At 69.8% G+C, this 19,285-nt stretch carries 16 protein-coding genes; 10 read left to right on the top strand and 6 right to left on the bottom strand.

Annotated features, from left to right (window positions below):
• Positions 1 to 32 precede the first annotated feature (32 nt).
• The 7 genes from WH85_RS12755 to WH85_RS12725 all read left to right on the top strand — a co-directional run bounded on the left by WH85_RS12755 (position 33) and on the right by WH85_RS12725 (position 6,965).
• Positions 33 to 1,718, top strand: coding sequence for an ABC transporter substrate-binding protein (locus WH85_RS12755; protein WP_045742034.1), 1,686 nt, complete (start codon positions 33 to 35; stop codon positions 1,716 to 1,718).
• Positions 1,719 to 1,784: 66 nt separating this feature from the next.
• Entirely contained in the window at positions 1,785 to 2,831 is a 1,047-nt protein-coding gene (locus tag WH85_RS12750; RefSeq protein WP_045742033.1) for an ABC transporter ATP-binding protein, read from the top strand.
• Entirely contained in the window at positions 2,828 to 3,808 is a 981-nt protein-coding gene (locus tag WH85_RS12745) for an ABC transporter permease (RefSeq protein WP_045742032.1), read from the top strand. The genes WH85_RS12750 and WH85_RS12745 overlap by 4 nt, the downstream gene beginning before the upstream one ends.
• A gap of 3 nt (positions 3,809 to 3,811) precedes the next feature.
• Positions 3,812 to 4,789: an ABC transporter permease gene (locus WH85_RS12740; protein ID WP_045742031.1), complete on the top strand. Its 978-nt coding sequence runs from the start codon at positions 3,812 to 3,814 to the stop codon at positions 4,787 to 4,789.
• Entirely contained in the window at positions 4,786 to 5,775 is a 990-nt protein-coding gene (locus WH85_RS12735; RefSeq protein ID WP_045742030.1) for an ABC transporter ATP-binding protein, read from the top strand. Before WH85_RS12740 ends, WH85_RS12735 begins: the two co-directional genes overlap by 4 nt.
• 112 nt (positions 5,776 to 5,887) lie before the next feature.
• Entirely contained in the window at positions 5,888 to 6,709 is an 822-nt protein-coding gene (locus tag WH85_RS12730; RefSeq protein ID WP_045742029.1) for a class I SAM-dependent methyltransferase, read from the top strand.
• A 55-nt stretch (positions 6,710 to 6,764) separates the two neighbouring features.
• Positions 6,765 to 6,965, top strand: coding sequence for a hypothetical protein (locus WH85_RS12725; RefSeq protein ID WP_045742028.1), 201 nt, complete (start codon positions 6,765 to 6,767; stop codon positions 6,963 to 6,965).
• Between the two features lie 88 nt (positions 6,966 to 7,053).
• Here the strand turns inward: WH85_RS12725 and WH85_RS12720 are convergent, their stop codons facing one another.
• Positions 7,054 to 7,416, bottom strand: coding sequence for a cupin domain-containing protein (locus WH85_RS12720; RefSeq protein ID WP_045742027.1), 363 nt, complete (start codon positions 7,414 to 7,416; stop codon positions 7,054 to 7,056).
• 72 nt (positions 7,417 to 7,488) lie between these two features.
• On the opposite strand from WH85_RS12720, the gene WH85_RS12715 reads away from it, so the two are divergent.
• Both WH85_RS12715 and murJ read left to right on the top strand, forming a co-directional pair.
• Complete coding sequence (locus WH85_RS12715) at positions 7,489 to 7,932, top strand: MarR family winged helix-turn-helix transcriptional regulator (protein ID WP_045742026.1); 444 nt, start codon at positions 7,489 to 7,491, stop codon at positions 7,930 to 7,932.
• A gap of 161 nt (positions 7,933 to 8,093) precedes the next feature.
• The gene (gene murJ, locus WH85_RS12710) at positions 8,094 to 9,659 is read left to right on the top strand and encodes a murein biosynthesis integral membrane protein MurJ (protein ID WP_045742025.1); all 1,566 of its coding nucleotides are present in this window, start codon (positions 8,094 to 8,096) and stop codon (positions 9,657 to 9,659) included.
• A 25-nt stretch (positions 9,660 to 9,684) separates the two neighbouring features.
• Here the strand turns inward: murJ and lepB are convergent, their stop codons facing one another.
• From lepB to WH85_RS12685, 5 genes are all read right to left on the bottom strand, one after another.
• The gene (gene lepB / locus WH85_RS46945; protein WP_052720389.1) at positions 9,685 to 10,434 is read right to left on the bottom strand and encodes a signal peptidase I; all 750 of its coding nucleotides are present in this window, start codon (positions 10,432 to 10,434) and stop codon (positions 9,685 to 9,687) included.
• Positions 10,431 to 10,721: a PadR family transcriptional regulator gene (locus WH85_RS12700; protein WP_245673915.1), complete on the bottom strand. Its 291-nt coding sequence runs from the start codon at positions 10,719 to 10,721 to the stop codon at positions 10,431 to 10,433. Before WH85_RS12700 ends, lepB begins: the two co-directional genes overlap by 4 nt.
• A gap of 228 nt (positions 10,722 to 10,949) precedes the next feature.
• Positions 10,950 to 13,469 carry a DNA gyrase/topoisomerase IV subunit A gene (locus WH85_RS12695; protein WP_045742023.1) on the bottom strand — a complete coding sequence of 840 codons (2,520 nt, stop codon included), beginning with the start codon at positions 13,467 to 13,469 and terminating at the stop codon, positions 10,950 to 10,952.
• A 13-nt stretch (positions 13,470 to 13,482) separates the two neighbouring features.
• Positions 13,483 to 15,564: a DNA gyrase/topoisomerase IV subunit B gene (locus WH85_RS12690; RefSeq protein WP_211275355.1), complete on the bottom strand. Its 2,082-nt coding sequence runs from the start codon at positions 15,562 to 15,564 to the stop codon at positions 13,483 to 13,485.
• Positions 15,565 to 15,676: 112 nt separating this feature from the next.
• Complete coding sequence (locus WH85_RS12685) at positions 15,677 to 16,285, bottom strand: adenylate/guanylate cyclase domain-containing protein (protein WP_045742021.1); 609 nt, start codon at positions 16,283 to 16,285, stop codon at positions 15,677 to 15,679.
• Between the two features lie 175 nt (positions 16,286 to 16,460).
• Between WH85_RS12685 and WH85_RS12680 the strand changes: the two genes are divergently transcribed.
• A complete protein-coding gene (locus tag WH85_RS12680) occupies positions 16,461 to 19,262 on the top strand; it encodes an ATP-binding protein (protein WP_045742020.1) in 2,802 nt (933 codons plus the stop codon).
• The last annotated feature ends 23 nt before the right edge of the window (positions 19,263 to 19,285 follow it).

The following is a 19,285-nucleotide window of genomic DNA, read 5'->3' as shown; positions in this document are numbered from 1 at the left end:
CCCAGAAAGCGCTCTCCCGAGGAGTATTTGCGATGCAGAGAAGGAAACTGTTCGCGGTCGCCCTGGCCGGCGTCCTCGCCACCGGCGGCCTCGCGGCCTGCGGCGACTCGCCGAACGCCAACAAGAACGCCGCCAACGGCTCGCAGGCCGACTACCTGTCGATCGGCATGCCGAACGGCACCGTGACCGAGAACAACAACCCCTTCGTCGGCACCTCGGCCGGCGCCTCCCTCGGGTACCGGTGGATGCTCTACGAGCCGCTCGGCCAGTGGAACAACACCAAACCGGCCGACCCGCTGAAGCCCTGGCTGGCCAGTGAGATCACCTGGTCCGCCGACTACAAGACGGTCGACCTGGTGATCCGGGACAAGGCCACCTGGTCCGACGGCAAGCCGCTGACCGCCGAGGACGTGGTCTTCACGCTGAACCTGGTCAAGAGCAACGAGGCGCTGAACATCTTCGCGGTCCCGTTCGACCAGATCACCGCGGACGGCGACAAGGTCAAGGTCACCTTCAAGACCTCGCAGTTCACCACCCAGCACAAGGTCATCGGCCAGATCCCGATCGTGCCCAAGCACATCTGGGAGAAGATCGCCGACCCGGCCACCGACCCGATCAAGGAGCCGGTCGGCAGCGGACCGTACACGCTGAAGTCGTTCAGCCAGCAGGGCATCACGCTCGCCGTCCGGGAGAGCGGTTACTGGCAGGACCTCCCGCAGGTCAAGGAGCTGCGCTATACGTCGTACGCGGACAACAACGCGCAGACCACGGCACTGGCCAACGGTCAGTCCGACTGGAGCTTCGTCTTCATCCCGAACTACCAGCAGACGTTCGTCGCCAAGGACCCGGAGAACTACAAGGTCTGGGCGCCCGGCGTGCTCGGCATCCACGGCCTGTACCTCAACACCACCAAGAAGCCGTTCGACGACCCGAAGCTGCGCCAGGCCATGAACATGGTGGTCAACCGGGCGGACATCTTCACCCAGGCCGAGGCCGGTTACTTCCACCCGGAGATCAAGAGCGTCACGGGTCTGCCGGAGGGCGCGGGTGACGCGTACATCTCCGCCGACTTCACCGGCAAGACGTTCGCGGTCGACGTCGAGGGCGCCAAGGCACTGCTGGCCACTGCCGGGTACAAGCTGGAGGGCGACACCCTCAGGACGCCGTCCGGCGAGCCGGTCACGATCAAGCTCAGCGACCCGGCGTCGTGGTCGGACTACCAGACCACGCTGGAGATCCTCAAGAGCAACTTCGCCGAGATCGGCATCAAGGCCACGGTGGAGAAGCCGAACCAGAACGTCTGGGACGCCAACGTCCAGAAGGGCGACTTCGAGGGCACCGTCCGCTGGACCAACGGCGGCTCGACGCCGTTCGACATCTACCAGACGGTGCTGGACGGCGACCTCTACAAGCCGATCGGCACCGCCGCCCAGCAGGGCAACTTCGGCCGCTTCCAGAGCCCGGAGGCGACCGCCGCGCTGAAGACGTACTCCAGCGCCACCAGTGACGCGGACCGTGCCGCGGCGCTCGCCACCATCCAGAAGATCTTCGTGGAACAGGCGCCGATGCTGCCGATCGGCTCGGACAACGTCGGTGGCGCGTACAGCACCAAGAACTGGATCGGCTGGCCCTCGGACGCCGACTCGTACGCACCGATGCAGCCCACCCAGGCCGGCGCCCTGGACGTGGTCCTGCACCTGCGCCCGGCCAAGTCCTGATCGCCCCGTGCGCCCCGGTCACCGGCCGGGGCGCACGGCCGTCCCACTCCCCCTAAGGAATCCGGCATGACGTCGATCCCCGACGCGAAAGCGCCGGCCGGCGAGGTGGTGCTCGAGGCGATCGGCCTGACCAAGCACTTCCCCGTCCGCCGGACGATGCGCGACCTCCTCAACCGGCGCAAGGACGCGGTCCACGCCGTCGACGACGTGAACCTCACGCTCCGGCGCGGACAGGTGGTGGCCCTGGTCGGCGAGTCCGGCTCGGGCAAGTCCACCGTGGCCCGGCTGCTCGCCCAGCTCTATCCGCGGACCGGCGGCGACATCCGGCTGCACGGCACGTCGACGACCGCGAAGTCCGGGTCGGCGTTCCGCCGGTACTGCGCGCGCGTCCAGATGATCTTCCAGGACCCGTTCGCCTCGCTGAACCCGGTGCACACCATCCGGTACCACCTGACCCGGTCGCTGATGATCCACGACAACGCCGGGGACGACCTCGACGGTGCGCTGCACGAACTCCTGGAGCGGGTGCACCTGACGCCGCCGGAGCGCTACCTCGACAAGTTCCCGCACGAGCTCTCCGGCGGACAGCGCCAGCGGGTGGCGATCGCCCGGGCCCTCGGTGCGAACCCCGAGGCGCTGCTCGCCGACGAACCGGTGTCCATGCTGGACGTGTCGATCCGGCTCGGCGTGCTGAACCTCCTGCGGGACCTCAAGGAACGCCTGGACCTGGCGATCCTCTACATCACCCACGACATCGCGTCGGCACGGTACTTCGCGGACCAGACGATGGTGATGTACGCCGGCCGGATGGTCGAGGGCGGCGACAGCGAGACGGTGACGCAGAACCCGGCTCACCCGTACACGAAACTGCTGATCGACTCCGCTCCGGACCCGGACCGGCTCACCGGCGCGCCCGATGCCGCAGGCGAGGACCGTGGCAACGGTGAACCGCCGAGCCTGATCCACCCGCCGGCCGGCTGCCGGTTCCATCCGCGCTGCCCGATGGCGATGGCCCGCTGCTCGACCGAGGTGCCGGTACGGCTGGAGATCGGTGACGTCCCCGGCCACTGGGCGGCGTGCTGGCTGTACGACACCGAGGGGGCCGCGAAGTGAAGTACTTCCTGCAGCGCCTGGCCTTCTACGCGTTCACCGCCTGGGCCGCGATCACCCTGAACTTCCTCATCCCCCGGATGGTGCCCGGCGACCCGGTGCAGTCGCTGATCACCAAGTACCAGGGCCAGCTCAGCAGTCAGGCGATCGACTCGCTGTACGTGCTGTTCGGCCTGGACCGGGACATGAGCGTCGGGGAGGAGTACGTCAAGTACTGGCAGCAGCTGTTCCGCGGCGACCTGGGCCTGTCCTTCACGTTCTTCCCGACCCCGGTCTCCGAGATCATCAGTGACAGCCTCCCGTGGACGCTGTGGCTGGTCGGCATCACCACGGTGATCAGCTTCGCGATCGGCACCGGCCTCGGCGTGCTGGCCGGCTGGCGGCGCGGCTCGTGGACCGACGGCCTGCTGCCGGTCACCACGTTCCTCTCCTCGGTGCCGTACTTCTGGCTCGGCATCATCGCGATCTACCTGTTCACCGGCCCGGACAGCTTCCTCCCGTCGTCCGGCGGCGCCGACATCGGCCTGGAACCGGCCTGGGACCAGTGGTTCGTCCCGAGCGCGATCCAGCACGGCCTGCTGCCCGCCCTGACCATCCTGGTCTCCTCGGTCAGCGGCTGGATCCTCAGCATGCGCAACATGATGGTGACGGTGTCCAGTGAGGACTACATCACCGTCGCGCACGCCAAGGGCCTCTCCGACCGGAGAGTGGCACTCGGGTACGCGGCCCGCAACGCCCTGCTGCCGAACGTCTCCGGGTTCGCGCTGTCGCTGGGCTTCATCGTCGGCGGCACGCTGCTCGTGGAGATCGTCTTCTCGTACCCGGGCGTGGGTTTCCAGCTGTTCCAGGCCCTGGGTGCCCAGGACTACCCGCTGATGCAGGGCGTCTTCCTGGTCATCACGATCTCGGTGCTGATCGCGAACCTGCTGGCGGATGTGGCCTACCTGCTCCTCGACCCGCGCACCCGCAAGGAGGGCTGACCGATGTCGTCCATCTCCACCGTCGGCGCGGTGGCCGTCGTCCCGGCCGCCAAGGCCCGCAGACAGCGGTTCCGGTTCGTCGCCAACAAGAAGGCCGCGGCCGGCCTGATCATCCTCGGGATCTACGTCCTGCTGGCGATCGTCGGCCCGTGGATCGCACCGTACGACCCGGGCGCCCGCGGTGACCAGCTGGTGCAACCCCCGTCGGCGGAACACTGGATGGGCACCACCCACCTGGGCCAGGACGTGTTCAGCCAGCTGCTGGCCGGCACCCGCAGCGTGGTGTTCGTCGGGTTCTTCGCCGGCATCGTGGCCACCGTGCTGTCGGTGCTGATCGGGGTGACCGCCGGATACGTCGGCGGCAAGACCGACGAGGGTCTCTCCGCGCTCTCCAACGTGTTCCTGGTGATCCCGGCCCTGCCGCTGATCATCATCATCACCTCCGCCCTGTCCAGCGCCGAGGACTGGCTGATCGCCCTGGTCATCGGCCTGACCTCGTGGTCGTGGAACGCCCGGGTGCTGCGGGCGCAGACGCTGTCGCTGCGCCGGCGGGACTTCGTCGAGGCGGCCCGGGCGACCGGCGAGCGGACCTGGCGGGTCATCGTCTTCGAGCTGCTGCCGAACCTGACCGCGGTGATCGCCTCCGGTTTCGTCGGCACGGTCATCTTCGCGGTGCTCTCCGAGATCACCCTGGCGTTCATCGGCGTCACCTCGAATACCACCTGGAACTGGGGAACCATCCTGTTCTGGGCGCAGGGACAGCAGGCGCTCGCCCAGAACGCCTGGTGGTGGTTCGTACCGGCCGGCCTGGCCATCGCCGTCCTGGGCACCGCACTCTCGCTGATCAACTTCGGCATCGACGAGTTCGTCAGCCCGCGACTGCGCAGCGCCGGCAAGACCAAGGTGAAGACGACCAGCGGGCAGACGGTGCGGATGCGCATCGGTTTCACCCCGGTGATCCGCAAGGAGGTCTCGAAGTGAGCAGGAAACCGGTCCTCGAGATCCGCGGTCTCAACGTCGACTACGGACTGGGCGACCAGGCCGTGCACGCGATCCGCGACGTCACCCTGACCCTGCACCGCGGTGAGGTGCTCGGTCTGGCCGGCGAGAGCGGATCCGGCAAGTCCACCCTGGCGTACGGGACGACCCGGCTGCTCCCGCCGCCCGGCGTGATCACCGGCGGCGAGGTGATCTACCACCCTTCCGCGGGCGAGCCGTACGACGTACTCGGGCTCACCGACCGGCAGTTGCGGGCGTTCCGCTGGGCCGAGACGGCGATCGTGTTCCAGGGCGCGATGAACTCGCTCAACCCGGTGCACAAGATCTCCACCCAGCTGACCGACGTGCTGCGGGCCCACGATCCGCGGATGGGTGAGAAGCAGCGCACCGAGCGTGCCCGGGAGATGCTCACCCTGGTCGGCATCGCGCCGGACCGGATGGACGCGTACCCGCACCAGCTCTCCGGCGGCATGCGGCAGCGCGTGATGATCGGCATGGCGCTGATCCTGCAGCCCCAGGTCGTGATCATGGACGAGCCGACCACCGCGCTCGACGTGGTGATGCAGCGGCAGATCCTCGGCCAGCTGATCGAGCTGCGCGAGCGGCTCGGCTTCTCGGTCGTCTTCATCACCCACGACCTGTCGCTGCTGGTGGAGTTCTCGGACCGGATCGCGATCATGTACGGCGGGCGGATCGTCGAGGAGGCGCCGGCCGCCGCGATCTACCGGGACGCTCTGCACCCGTACAGCAGAGGTCTTCTGGGGTCCTTCCCGGCCCTGCGCGGCCCGCGCCGTGAACTGACCGGCATTCCCGGCTCCCCGCCCGACCTGAAGGGGATGCCGAGCGGCTGCTCCTTCCACCCGCGGTGCCCGAAGGCCTTCGACCCGTGCGCCGGCAGGATCCCGGTGCTCGCGCCGGGCGGCGACGGACGGACGGTCGCCTGCTGGCTGCACGAGGAGGCACGATGAGCTTCACCCGGGGCGTGGCCGCCTCGGCCTGTGTCCACGTCGACTACGAGACGCAGCGGCGTACGCCGAAACAGAGTGCGCGGTGGTTCACCGGCCGCATACGCTCCGGCGCGTGACCGACTACCTCGCTGTCAACCGCGCGAACTGGGACGAACGTGGCCCGGTGCACGCCGCGTCACCCGACTACCAGGTCGACGCGTTCCGCCGCGATCCGGACCACCTGAGCCAGGTGGTCCGGTTCGACCTGCCGCTGCTCGGTGACATCACCGGGCAGCGGGGCGTGCACCTGCAATGCCACATCGGCACCGACACGCTCTCGCTGTCCCGGCTCGGCGCCACCATGACCGGGCTGGACTTCTCCGGCGCCTCACTCGCCGAGGCCCGGCGCCTGGCCGCGGACACCGGTGCCGCGATCGACTTCGTCGAATCCGACGTGTACGCGGCCCGCGACGTCCTGGACGGCGAATTCGACCTGGTCTTCACCGGGATCGGCGCCCTCGGCTGGCTGCCCGACGTCAACCGCTGGGCGCGGACGGTGGCGTCGCTGCTCGCCCCGGGCGGACGGCTCTTCATCCGGGAAGGACACCCGGTCCTGTGGTCGCTCGACTACGACCGCACCGACGGCCTGGTCGCGCTCTCCGAGCCGTACTTCGAGCAGGCCGAGCCCCAGGTGTACGACGAAGCCGGAACCTATGTGTCGACCGACCACGAGTTCCAGCACACCGTGACCCACGAATGGAACCACGGACTCGGCGAGATCGTCACCGCGGTCCTCGACGCCGGACTCACCCTGACCGGGCTGGTCGAGCACCAGTCGGTGCCGTGGAACGCCCTGCCGGGACGGATGCACGAGATCGGCGGCGGCGAGTACCAGCTCATCGAGAAGCCGGAACGGTTGCCGCACACGTACACGTTGCAGGCCCGTCGCGTTTAGCCGTCGGCTGTTTCCGGGTACCTGCCGCGCATCACCGCGACAGAGGAGGCTCTCGATGCGCATCGGCGCTGTCATCGTCGTCATCTGGCTTCTACTCGGCGTGGTCGCGGCTTTCGAACGCGGCTACTTCAAGGACACCGGCGACGCCAGCTGTGCCGAAGCCGGCACGGTCATCGTCACCACGATCGCCGGCCCGCTCAACTGGCTGGGCGTCAACCCGAAGATCAAGTGTGAGGTGCCGCCGCCCAGCAAGTGAGCTGTCGCAGCCCCTCCGGCCCTCCGGCACGCCGTCCTCCCCTCGGCGCACCGGAGGGCTTCGTACGCTGACCACGAGGTTCGGGTGGTCAGTTCGCCCACGGCGGGCTGATCACGGTGCCGTCGGGCAGGGTGGCCTGCAGGCCGACGCTGGTGGTGACCCACGCCTCGACCGGGTCGGCGGTGTTGTTGTCGGCGCCGAACTCCGCACCGCGCGGGACGCGCAGCACGTCACCGGCGGTCATCTCCGCGGTGACGCCGTCGAGGGTGACGGTGAGCGTCCCGGCGAGCAGGAGCAGCACCTCCTCGCGCCCGACCCGGTGCCGGACGCCCCGGCTGCCGGGGGCCACCTCCAGACGCCAGGCGCAGAGTTCCTCGCTGCCGCTCGCGGGTGACACATAGGACCGGAAGGTCGAGCCGTGCATCCGGTGTTCCACAGCGCTCTCCAACATCGTTCCCCCTCAGGTAGTCAAGCTACTTGACCAAATAGTCAAGCAACTTGACCGTCGTGTCAAACTGCAGCCATGCGACACGATCTACTCGACCTGCCCGTTCTGCTGCTCGGCGCGGCCGGCGCCCTGGTCGAGGGCATCAACGCGGCGGTCGTCGCCCGGGGCTTCACCGACCTCCGGCCGGCACACGGCTTCGCCTTCGTCCGGCTGTCCCACGGCGGCGCCACCGTCGTCGAACTCGCCGAACACCTGGGCGTCACCAAACAGGCCGCCAGCCAGATGGCCGAAGAACTCGTTCGCAAGGGGTACGTGGAACGCCGCCCGCACCCGGTCGACGCGCGGGCCAGACTCCTCGTCCTCACCGCCCAGGGGGTCGCCTGCACCCGGGCCGCGGACGAAGCCGCCGAAGAGGTGCTCCGGCCGTGGGCCACGGCGCTCGGCCCGGAACGGCTGGCCGCCCTGCGCGCCGATCTGTCCCGGCTGGCCGTTCCGGGCCGCATCCGCCCGACCTGGTGATTTCACCCCATCCTTGACCGGCCTGGTATCACTGCACCGTGAGCAATGGATCTTCAGCAGCCGCGTCGCCGCCCTCCGGCCCGCCTGCGCCCGACCCGGCCGTCGAGGTCCTCGTACCCGCGCCCGCCGCCTCACCCTCGGTCAGCCGGGCCGGGCAGAGGATGGCGCTGGCCACCCTGGCGTCCCGGGCGGCCGGCTTCCTGCGGATCCTGGTCCTCGCCTCGGCACTCGGGCTGGGCACCCGGATGCTCGACGCGTACAACATCGCCAACACGCTGCCGAACGCCGTCTACGAACTGGTCGTCGGCGGGGCCATGGCCAGCGTGATCGTGCCACTGCTGACCCGGGCGACACTGAACGAGTCCGACGGCGGGGTGCTCTACACCCAGAAGCTGCTGTCGCTGATCGTCTACCTGCTCAGCGGCGTGACCCTGGCCGCCGTCCTCGCCGCCCCGCTGCTCATCGACCTGTACACGCCCGCCTTCACCCCCGACCAGCGGGACCTGGCGATCCTGTTCAGTCGCTTCTTCCTGCCACAGATGCTGTTCTACGGGATGAGCGCGGGAGCGGCCGCCGTCCTCAACATCCGGGGACGGTTCGGGGTGCCGGCCTGGGCACCGCTCGTCAACAGCGTCGTGGTGATCGCGGTCGGATTGACGTACCTGGTCGTCGGCGGCACCACCGAAGTGGGCGAACTGACCACCGGAAACCTGCTGCTCCTCGGCGTCGGGACCACCGCCGGCGTCGTCGCCCAGTGCAGCCTGGTGGTGTGGGGGCTGTCCCGCAGCGGCTTCCCGGTGCGCCTGCGCCTCGACCCGCGGGGCATCGCGATCCGGCAGATCGGCAGACTCAGCGCCTGGATGCTGCTGTCCGTCGTCACCGGGCAGATCCTGGTCGCCGCCGCCACCCGTACCGCGTCGTGGAGCGGCACCGGAAGCGTCACGGTCTACCAGAACGCCAGCGCGATCTTCCACGTACCGTTCGCGGTCATCGCGGTGTCGGTGATGACCGCGATGCTGCCCCGGCTGAGCCGGCACGCCGCCCGGAACGACCACCGCCGCGTGATCACCAGCCTGTCCCGGGCGGTCCGTACCGTCATGGTGATCATGGCGCCGATCGCGGCCGCCATGATCGTCCTCGGGCCGCAGATCGCCGTGGTGCTGTTCGCCCACGGCAACAGCGCCACGGCCACGGTCGACACCCTCGGCACGGTGGTCTCCGCCTTCGGGCTCGCCCTGATCCCCTTCACCAACTACATGCTGCTGCAACGGGGCCTGTTCGCCCTCCAGGACACCCGGACCGCCGCCCTGATCGCCGCCGCCGTCGCCACTGTCGGGGTGATCGGCTGCCTCGCGGCCGGGCAGTTCCTGCCTCGCGGCGCGATCGTGATCGGGATTCCGGTGGCGTACGCGGCCGCGTACACCGTCGGCCTGACCGCGACCGCGGTGGTCCTGCGCCGCCGGCTGGGACTCATCGACGGCAAGAACCTGATCCGCACCCACGTCAAGGTCCTCGCCGCGGCGACGGTGGGCGCGACCTGCGCCGTCCTGGCCATGCGGGGCGTGGCGATGGTCGCCGGCTCGCAGTCCTGGACGGTCACGCTGGTGACCTGCGTCGTGGCGGGGCTGGTGGGCGGCCTCGCCTACCTGGTCACCGGCTACCTGCTCCGCCTGACCGAGCTGCGCCACCTGCTGCGTATGGCCCTGAACTGGCTGCCGTCCCGCTGACCGCCGCCCCGACCGCCGCGAACGCTCAAGCCCGCCAGATGCGGCCGACGACACGGCCGGTGATGTCGTCCTGGTCGATCAGGCCGAGTTCACGGGAGTCCTGGGCCGCCATCCGATGGTCACCCAGCACGTAGACCTTGCCCTCCGGGATCGTCACCGGGGTGCAGATGGTGTCGGACTCCTCAGGTGCGTCCCGCAGCAGGTAGGGCTCGTTCAGCTTGATCCCGTTGCGCCACACTGCGCCGTCGCGGCACTCGATCGCGTCGCCCGGCATGCCGATGATCCGGTCAATGCGCCGGTACTTCTTGCCGGCCTCGCCGTACTCGACGACGTCGCCGTTCGCCACGCCCGTCACCCGGTACGCGACCCGGTCGGTCAGATAGCGGTCGAGGATCTGGTAGCCGGGTTCCATGCTGCCGCTGAGCACCACGTTGACGCTCAGCACCCAACGGTCGACGGCCAGCCCGCCGAGCACCCCGATCAGCACCGTCAGCACGGCCACCCGCCGGATCCGGACCATCCGCGGCAGCTCCCGCCGGGCGGCCCGCCGTTCCATCCGCGCCACCCGCAGACCACCCGCCGCCCATCGCACAGCTTCCGCACTCCCCTTCGTCTCGGCGAACTCGGCGAGGGTCGCCTCACCCCACTCGCCACCCCGTTCCTTGCGCCCCCGGACCGCCACCACCAGCATCAGGTAGGCGAGTTGGCGTACCCATCCCCCGGTCACACCGGCCGCCCGCGTGGTGACGCCCTGGAACTGCTGCCCGGCGCTCACGCGGTGGCCGCCACGCCGGTGCCGGATCCGGCCTGACGGGTCTTCGCCTCCCGCGCCGTCACCCGCTCCCGGGCCAGGGCCGCACCGTCCGCGCTGAGCCGGTAGAGGTGCCGTGGTGGCCGCCCTGGCTCGTCCGACGGCTCCCACCTGGTCTCCAGCAGCTTCTGGTCGCTGAGACGCATCAGGATCGGGTAGAGCGTCCCCGAGGCCAACGCGGTCTCCTTGCTCAACTCGTAGCCGTAACGCCACTGCTGCGGATCGTTCAGAAGCGCTCCGAACAGCAACAACGTCTGCGGCGAACTATGCGGAACCCTAGGCATGAACGAAACTCTACATAACTAGACTTACAACATCCAGACCTTCCCGTGTACGGGTCGGCCGCCGGAACCTCTTTCGCGGCTGGAGAGCACGTCACGCGTACGGGATGAGGAAGAGGAAGAGGAGGCACCCACCTGGACCCACGAGAGACGGCCCCCACCCGAAGGGCGGAGGCCGTCGCAAAGGACCGAAAGGGATCAGTCGCGTTCGATCAGGTGGCCGATCAGTTCCGGGCCCATGATGACCGCGTTGCCGGAACCGTCGCGGCGGGCGTCCGGCTCCGGGAGCTCGACCGGTTCGCCGGTGGCGCTGGCACCGACCGGGCGCGGGCCGACCCAGGCCACGGTCAGGCGGGACTCGCCCTTGAGGAAGCGCTGCACGCGGACGCCGCCGGTGGCCCGGCCCTTCGCCGGGTACGACGCGAAGGGCGACACCTTGACCTGCGTGCCCGTCGACGTCACCACCATCGGCTCGCCGTGCTCGGGGTCCGACGTGGACACCACGTTGAAGGAGATCACCTCGGCGTCGGCGGCCAGGTTGATGCCGGCCATGCCACCGCCCTTGAGGCCCTGCGGACGGACCAATTTGGCCGGGAACCGCAGGAGGTTGGCGTCGGAGGTCACGAAGACCAGGGCCTCCGCGCCGTCGGTGAGCCAGGTCGCCTGCAGGACCTCGTCGCCGTCCTTGAGCGTAATGACCTCGAACTCGTCGGAGCGGACCGGCCACTCCGGCGCGCACACCTTGATGATGCCGTGCCGGGTGCCCATCGCGATGCCGGGCGAGTCGCCCGGGGTCAGCGGGGCGAGGCCGACCACCTTCTCGCCCTGCTCCAGCGGGACCAGCTCGGAGGCGGACATGCCGCCGCGCAGCGACACCGTGCCGGACTGGTCGGGCAGCACCGGCAGCGGGAGCACGTCGGTCTTGAAGGCGCGCCCGCGGTTGGTGACCAGCAGGATCCGGCCGCGGGCGGTCGAGTGGATGACCGCGCGGACCGCGTCGTGCTTGGTCCGGCCGCTGCGACTGTGCGCCTCGGCGGACTCCTCGCTCTCGGCGGCGGTCCGGGCGATCAGGCCACTGGCGGAGAGGATCACCTGGCAGGGGTCGTCGGCGACCTCGAGCGGGCCGGCCGGCACCGAGGCTGCGAGGACCTCCTTGAGGTCGCCGTCGATCAGCGTGGTGTGGCGCGGGCGGCCGAACTCCTTGGCGACCTTGGCGAGTTCGTCGGAGACGACCTTCTTGAGCACCTTCTCGTCGTCGAGGATGCGGCTCAGATCGGCGATCTCGCCGCGCAGGCGCTCCTGCTCGGTCTCCAGCTCGATCCGGTCGAAGCGGGTGAGCCGGCGCAGCGGGGTGTCCAGGATGTACGTCGCCTGGATGTCCGAGAGGCCGAACTCGGCCATCAGGCCGGTCTTCGCCGCGGTGGAGTCGTCGCTGGCCCGGATCAGGGCGACCACCCGGTCGATGTCGATCAGGGCGATGAGCAGGCCGTCGACCAGGTGCAGGCGATCCTCGCGCTTGGTCCGCCGGTACGTCGTGCGCCGCGTGACCACCTCGTAGCGGTGCTGCACGAACACCTCGAGCAGCGCCTTGAGCCCGAGGGTCCGCGGCTGCCCCTCGACCAGGACCAGGTTGTTGATGCCGAACGAGCTCTCCAGCGGGGTGAGCCGGTAGAGGTCGGCGAGCAGTGCCTGCGGGTTGACGCCGACCTTGCACTCGATCACGAGGCGGGTGCCGTGCTCGCGGTCGGTGAGGTCCTTGACGTCGGAGATGCCGGCCAGTCGCGGCGCCTGACGCTGACCACGCCGGGGACCGGAAGTGATCAGCTTGCCCTTCACCTCGTCGGTGATCGCCTCGATGATCTTCTCGGCGCCGATGCCGTAGGGCAGCTCGGTGACCGTGATCGCCTGACGGCCGCGGCCGCCCTCGAGCAGACCGGTCTGCGCGCGGGCCCGGACCCGGACCACACCCCGGCCGGTCTCGTAGGCGCGGCGCACCTCGTCGAGGCCCAGCAGCTGACCGCCGGTGGGCAGGTCGGGGCCGGGGACGAAGCGCATCAGCTCGTCGAGGTCGGCCTCCGGCTTCTTGATCAGGTGCCGGGCGGCCGCCACCACCTCACCGAGGTTGTGCGGGATCATGTTGGTCGCCATGCCGACCGCGATGCCGGACGTGCCGTTGACCAGCAGGTTCGGGAACGCCGCCGGCAGCACCCGGGGCTCGGAGTCGGACCCGTCGTAGGTCGGCTTGAAGTCGACCGTGCCCTCGCCCAGCTCGCCGACGAGCAGCATCGCCTCGGGCGACATGCGTGCCTCGGTGTAACGGGCCGCGGCCGGGCCGTCGTCGGGCGAACCGAAGTTGCCGTGGCCGTCGATCAGCGGCGTGTTGAGCGAGAAGTCCTGGGCGAGACGGACCAGGGCGTCGTAGATCGCGACGTCGCCGTGCGGGTGGTACTTACCCATCACGTCGCCGACGACACGGGCGGACTTCACATAGGGCCGGTCGGGGCGGTGGTTCTGCTCCGACATCGACCACAGGATCCGCCGGTGCACCGGTTTCAGCCCGTCGCGGGCGTCCGGCAACGCTCGAGAGTGGATCACCGAGTACGCGTACTCCAGATAGGAGTCCTCGACCTCGGTGGTCAGCGGGTTGTCGATGATGTTGGCGCCGGCCTGGTCGAACGCGGACAGGTCGACGCGATTCTCGTTCTTGCGGCGTGCCATGGTCTGCGGCCTCTCAGGCGTCGATGGTCTCTTGGTCGATCCGGCCGGCAGCCTCGATCAACCAGTTCTTCCGGGGTTCGACACGCTCGCCCATCAGCAGTTCGAGGGTGGCCTCGGCGCGCTCGGCGTCCTCGATGGTGATCCGGCGGACGGTGCGGGCCGCCGGGTTCATCGTGGTGTCCCACAGCTCGTCGGCGTCCATCTCACCGAGACCCTTGAACCGGGGCACCGGCTTCTGCACCTGCCGTCCGGAGCGCTCCAGCTTGGCGACGGTGGTCTCCATCTCCTGCTGGGTGTAGGTGTAGAGCGTGTCGGAGTTGCGGCCCTTGGTGACCACCTTGTGCAGGGGCGGCATGGCGGCGAAGAGCCGGCCGTGCTCGATCACCGGGCGCATGTACTTGGCGAACAACGTGATCAGCAGGGTCCGGATGTGCGAACCGTCGACGTCGGCGTCCGCCATGATCATCACGCGGCCGTACCGCATCTGGCCGATCTCGAAGGTCCGGCCGGAGCCTGCGCCGAGCACCTGCACGATCGCCGAGCACTCGGCGTTGTCGAGCACCTGCTGCAGACTCGCCTTCTGCACGTTGAGGATCTTGCCACGGATCGGCAGCAGCGCCTGGTATTCGGAGCTGCGGGCCATCCGGGCGGTGCCGAGGGCCGAGTCACCCTCCACGATGAACAGTTCGGAACGGTCGATGCCGATCGCCCGGCAGTCCACCAGTTTCGCCGGCATCGACGCGCCCTCGAGCGCGGTCTTGCGGCGGGCGGCGTCCTTCTGCTGCTTCTGGGTGAGGCGGACCCGGGCCGCGTCCACGACCTTCTGCAAAACGGTGCGGGCCTCGGTCTTGGTGCGCCGGCCCTCCACCCACTCCTTCAGATAGGTCTCCACCAGGCTCTGCATCACGCGGGTGATGCCGGCGGTGGACAGCTCGTCCTTGGTCTGGGAGGTGAACTGCGGCTCCGGAACCCGCACGTGGATGACCGCGGTCATGCCCTCGAGCAGGTCGTCCAGAACGGGCGGCTCCTCCTTGGGCTTGAGCAGGCCACGCGTGTTGCGGATGGCGTCGGTCAGCGCCCGGACCAGGGCCCGCTCGAATCCCTTGCGGTGGGTGCCGCCGTGGACGTTGCGGATGGTGTTGGTGAAGCACTCGACGGTGCGTTCGTAGCCGGTGCTCCAGCGGAACGCGACCTCGATCTGGGCGTGCCGCACGACGTTGGACTGCATCACGCCGTTGGCGTCGGCGGCGTTCTCCTTGTAGGTGCCCTCACCGGTCACCACCAGGATCCCGGAGACCGGCTTGTCGGCGGCCGGCGTCTGGAACTCCACCATGTCGGTGAGCCCGTGGGGATAGTGGAACGCCTCGGTCGCCGGCTCCTCGGCGGTGGCGTCGAAGAGCGAGAACTGGACGCCGGCCACCAGGAAGGCGGTGTTGCGCAGCTTGGCGCGGACGGCGTCGACGTCGAGACGGGCACCGGTCTCGAAATACCGGGCGTCGTACCAGTACCGGGTGGACGTGCCGGTGGGCTCGCCCCGCTTCATCCGACGGGCCACCCGCAGACCCGGCTGCGGGGTGAAGGGCGCATCCGGCCCCGGGCCGTCGAACACCCCGGGAACACCACGCTGGAACGAGATCTCGTGCACCTTGCCGTCGCGCTTGACGGTGACGTCGTAGCGCAACGACAACGCGTTGACGGCGGAGGCGCCGACACCGTGCAGACCGCCGGAGGCCTTGTAGCCGGAACCGCCGAACTTGCCGCCGGCGTGCAGCCGGGTGAGCACGAGTTCGACGCCGCTGAGGCCGGACTTGGCGTGCACGTCGGTCGGGATGCCCCGGCCGTCGTCGTCGACCTGCACCGAGTTGTCACTGTGCAGGGTCACCGCGATGCGGGTGGCGTGACCGCCGACCCCCTCGTCGGTGCAGTTGTCGATGATCTCGTTCGCCAGGTGGTTGATGCCCCGGCTGTCCGTGGACCCGATGTACATGCCAGGGCGTTTACGGACAGCGTCCAGCCCTTCCAGGTGCGTGAGGTCGTCAGCCCCGTACAAGGTTTCTGGCTGTGCGGTCACGAGGCGGCACTCCCGATCGGCCATGGTGGCAAGGACGGCGCGAGCCTACCCGGCGCCCCCGACACTTCTGCCCCAGGCGAGGCAGGTGGAGACCACACCGTGGCCGAATTCGGTACAAAGCGTACGAAAAAGTGTCCTATGACACGCTGGCCAACTGTGCGGTCTGGGGCTGTAGCGCACGCCACAGATCCAACGGGTACGACTTGCCCGGCACCGACACGGGCGGCAACTCCTGATAGGCGATCAGGGCGTCGGTCACCTCGCGCGTCACCGAACAGACCACGACGGTGTCGTGCGGCGCGTACGCCTGCAACCGTGCCGCCGTGTTCACAACGCTCCCACTGATCATGGCGTAGCCCCCGTCGAAGGCCGCCATCGGGTCCACGATCACCTCACCGGTGGCCAGTCCGACCCTGGTCCGCACCGGGAACCTGCCGGCCAGGAGCCGCCCCCTCAACGCCTCCTGGACCGACAGGCCCGCCCGGACCGCCGCCGCGGCCGCCTCCGGACCGAAGCCGCCGTCACCGGCCCCGAAGACCGCCATCACCGCGTCGCCGACGTACTTCTCCACGATCCCGCCGCAGTCGCGGACCACGCGGGCCACCGTCGTGAAGTAGTCGCGCTGCAACGCCCGGATCTCCGCGCAGTCCAGCCGGTCCACCATGGCGGTGAAGCCGACGATGTCGATGAACAGCACGGTGACGTCCTGGCGCCGCTCCTGATCGACCAAGGTGATGGTGGTCATGTCTCACGCTCCCCCGGTTCACTGCGTTGACCGGGAGTACGGTGCCAGCCCGCAACCGGACGCGGATCTGTTGAACGACGTATCTCTGACAGCATCGGCGTCCGTCGTTTTTGTGACGCAGAACAGGCCGAACCGACGACAACGTGATAGGTCGATTCCCACTAGGCTGCCGGTCATGGCCAGCCAGGGGGACGAGGGGCCGCTTGTCGGGCGCACCGGCACGCTGGCCGACATCCAGTCCTACCTGCGCAACGTCGGCCCGGGCGGCACCGCTGCGGTGTTCGTGACCGGGGAGAGCGGTGTCGGCAAGAGCCGGTTGCTGCGGGAGACAGCCGACGCCCTGCGCGGGACGGACTTCGCCGTGCTGTCCGGGACCTGTCTCGACATCGGCGACGCCTCCCCGCTGCATCCGGTGCTGCAGGCGCTGCGCCGGCACGACGGCGGGCACACCGACAACAGCGGTCCCGCCGACGCCGGCGCCCTGCTCGACCGGGTGTCGCACGCCCTGCGCACGATCGCCGGCAACCGGCAGCTCCTGCTGGTCCTGGACGATCTGCAGTGGGCCGACCGGAGCACCCGGCAGCTCCTGCTCTACCTACTCGCCGGCCTCGGTGACGTCCGCGTCTCGGTGCTGGCCGCGATCCGGGCCGAGGCCCTGCACGGCACCCACCCGCTGCGCCGGGTGCTGGCCGAACTGCGCCGGCTGCGGTCGGTCCGCGTGGTCGACCTGGCCCCGCTGACCCAGGACCAGACCCGCGACCTGGTGACCGGCATCGTCGGCGGGACGGTGGCCGTCGAGGACGCCGACCGGGTGTTCAAGCGCAGCGGCGGCAACCCGTTCGTCGTCGAGGAGTTGGCCCGTGACCTGCGCGACGGGCGGGTCGAGCTGTCCGACACGCTGCGCGAGATCTTCCTGTCCCGGGTGGACGAGTTGCCGCCGAACGCCCATCAGGTGGTGCACGCGATGGCCGCCGGTGTCGAGCCGGTGGAGCACGCGGTGCTGGCCAGGGTGGTTCCGCTCGGCGAGGACCAGCTCATCGAAGCGATTCGAGCAGCGGTGGCGCACCGGTTCGTGGCCAGCGACAGCGACGGTTACCGCCTACGTCACCGGCTGGTCGCCGAGGTGCTGGAGCAGGAGGTGCTGCCGGCCCAGTCGGCCGCCCTGCACCGGCGGTTCGCCGAGTCGCTGGAAGCCGTCGAGGGTGATCCTGATCACGCTCGGCTGGCCTTCCACTGGCAGCGGGCCGGCGTACCCGAACGGGCCCTGCCCGCCGTGCTGGCGGCGGCCCGCGCGGCCGAACGCCTCTACGGTTTCGCCGAGGCCCACCGGTACTGGACGATCGCCCTGCAGCTGACCGGCGACGACTGCGAGGACCGGGCCGACGTGCTCGGCAACGCCGCCGAGTCCGCGCACCAGTGCGGCGAGCACCTGCTGGCACTGTCCCGGGTGGAGGAGCTGGCCGCGCGGACCGACGGTCCCGGGCGTTCGGACGTGCACCTGCGCCGGGCGCGTTACCTGGCCGCGGCGGGCCGCACGGCGACCGCCGAGACCGAATACCTGCGGGCCCTGGACGCCCCGGACTGCACACCCCGCCAGCGCGCCTCGGCCGCGGCGTACCTCGCCGAGCTCCTGGTCCACCTGGGCCGTTACGCCGAGGCGCACCAGCACGCCCGGGACGCCATGGAGCTGGCCGCGATCAACGGATCAACCCCTGATCTGGTACGCGCCAGCGCCGCCCTCGGCTTCAGCGCGGTGTTCCGCGAGGACCCCGCCGCCGGCCTGTCCGTGGTCCGGCAGGCGGTGGAGATCGCCGAACGGTCCGGCCACCCGGACGACCTGGGCGTGGCCTACATGCACCTCGCCGAGCTGCTCACCGGCCCGTTGAACAGCATCGAGGAGGGCGTCCTGGTGGCCCGCCGCGGCGCGGACCGCCCGGTCGGCCGGCACTACCGGACACGGCTGCTGGCGATCGCCGCGAAAGGCCTGTTCCGGGTCGGTCAGTGGGCCGAGGCGAGCGCGGTGCTGGACACCGCGATGAGCTACCGCCCGTCCGGTGCCGACGCTGTCGAGCTGCTGCTCTCCCGCTGCCAGCTGTGGGTCGGTTTCGGCGAGGTCGACAACGCGCGCCGTGACCTGGACGCGGTCGCCACCCTGCTGGCCGGCGGTGGCGCCCGGCACGTGCTGCCGATGCTCACCCTGCGGGCCGGCCTGGCGATGTGGCAGGGCGAGCACGCCGAGGCCCGCGCCGCGGTGCAGCGCGGCCTGACCGAGACCCGCTCCGACGACCTGGTGCTGATCGGGGTGCTGACCTGGCACGGCCTGCGCGCCGAGGCGGAGGCGCACGTCGCCGGGGCCCGCGTCGACCCGGGCGCGCTGCGCCGCCTGAAGACCGCCACGGAACGCCTGGTCACGGCGATGGGTGAGGCAGGTCCGGCGGTGCAGGCCGCGGTCACCGGCTATGTGGACCTGTGCACCGCCGAGATCAGCCGGATCGAGGACCGGCACGATCCGGATCCGTGGGCGCGGGCGGCCACCGTCTGGGACCGCCGGCAGCAGCCCTATCCGGCGGCGTACTCCCGGCTGCGCCAGGCGGAGGCCTCCCTGCACCGCAAGGTCCGTCGCGCTGCCGCGGTCACCGGTCTGCGTCAGGCGTACGCGACGGCGACCGCGATGGGAGCACGCCCGTTCGCCAGCGAGATCCGTGGTGTCGCCCAGCGGTTCCGGGTGGCCCTGGCCGACGACGAGCCCACCGTGCCGATGGCGGCGCCCGCCCTGGTCACCGACGAGTTGGCGGTGCTGACCGTCCGCGAGCGTGAGGTGCTGGCCGCCGTCGCGGAGGGCCTGACGAACCGGGAGATCGGCGAGAAGCTCTTCATCAGCGAGCGGACGGTGGGCGTGCATCTCGGGCACATCTTCGACAAACTGCAGGTACGTACCCGCGTGCAGGCCAGTCGGGTGTATCTGACAGCCGCCTGACCAGGGCATCGTTATCTTGCCGT

The organism is Actinoplanes rectilineatus (genome assembly GCF_000962825.1).
GTDB classification, from domain to species: Bacteria; Actinomycetota; Actinomycetes; order Mycobacteriales; family Micromonosporaceae; genus Actinoplanes; species Actinoplanes rectilineatus.
The sequence above is the reverse complement of the archived record's forward strand: the minus strand, read 5'-3'. Positions and strand labels throughout refer to the sequence as shown.

Excerpts from the sequence above, each read along its gene's own strand:
- WH85_RS12755 (WP_045742034.1), top strand. The coding sequence starts at position 33 with ATGCAGAGAAGGAAACTGTTCGCGGTCGCCCTGGCCGGCGTCCTCGCC.
- WH85_RS12750 (WP_045742033.1), top strand. The coding sequence starts at position 1,785 with ATGACGTCGATCCCCGACGCGAAAGCGCCGGCCGGCGAGGTGGTGCTC.
- WH85_RS12740 (WP_045742031.1), top strand. The coding sequence starts at position 3,812 with ATGTCGTCCATCTCCACCGTCGGCGCGGTGGCCGTCGTCCCGGCCGCC.
- WH85_RS12725 (WP_045742028.1), top strand. The coding sequence starts at position 6,765 with ATGCGCATCGGCGCTGTCATCGTCGTCATCTGGCTTCTACTCGGCGTG.
- WH85_RS12720 (WP_045742027.1), bottom strand. The coding sequence starts at position 7,416 with ATGTTGGAGAGCGCTGTGGAACACCGGATGCACGGCTCGACCTTCCGG.
- WH85_RS12715 (WP_045742026.1), top strand. The coding sequence starts at position 7,489 with ATGCGACACGATCTACTCGACCTGCCCGTTCTGCTGCTCGGCGCGGCC.
- murJ (WP_045742025.1), top strand. The coding sequence starts at position 8,094 with ATGGCGCTGGCCACCCTGGCGTCCCGGGCGGCCGGCTTCCTGCGGATC.
- WH85_RS12695 (WP_045742023.1), bottom strand. The coding sequence starts at position 13,469 with ATGGCACGCCGCAAGAACGAGAATCGCGTCGACCTGTCCGCGTTCGAC.
- WH85_RS12690 (WP_211275355.1), bottom strand. The coding sequence starts at position 15,564 with ATGGCCGATCGGGAGTGCCGCCTCGTGACCGCACAGCCAGAAACCTTG.
- WH85_RS12685 (WP_045742021.1), bottom strand. The coding sequence starts at position 16,285 with ATGACCACCATCACCTTGGTCGATCAGGAGCGGCGCCAGGACGTCACC.
- WH85_RS12680 (WP_045742020.1), top strand. The coding sequence starts at position 16,461 with ATGGCCAGCCAGGGGGACGAGGGGCCGCTTGTCGGGCGCACCGGCACG.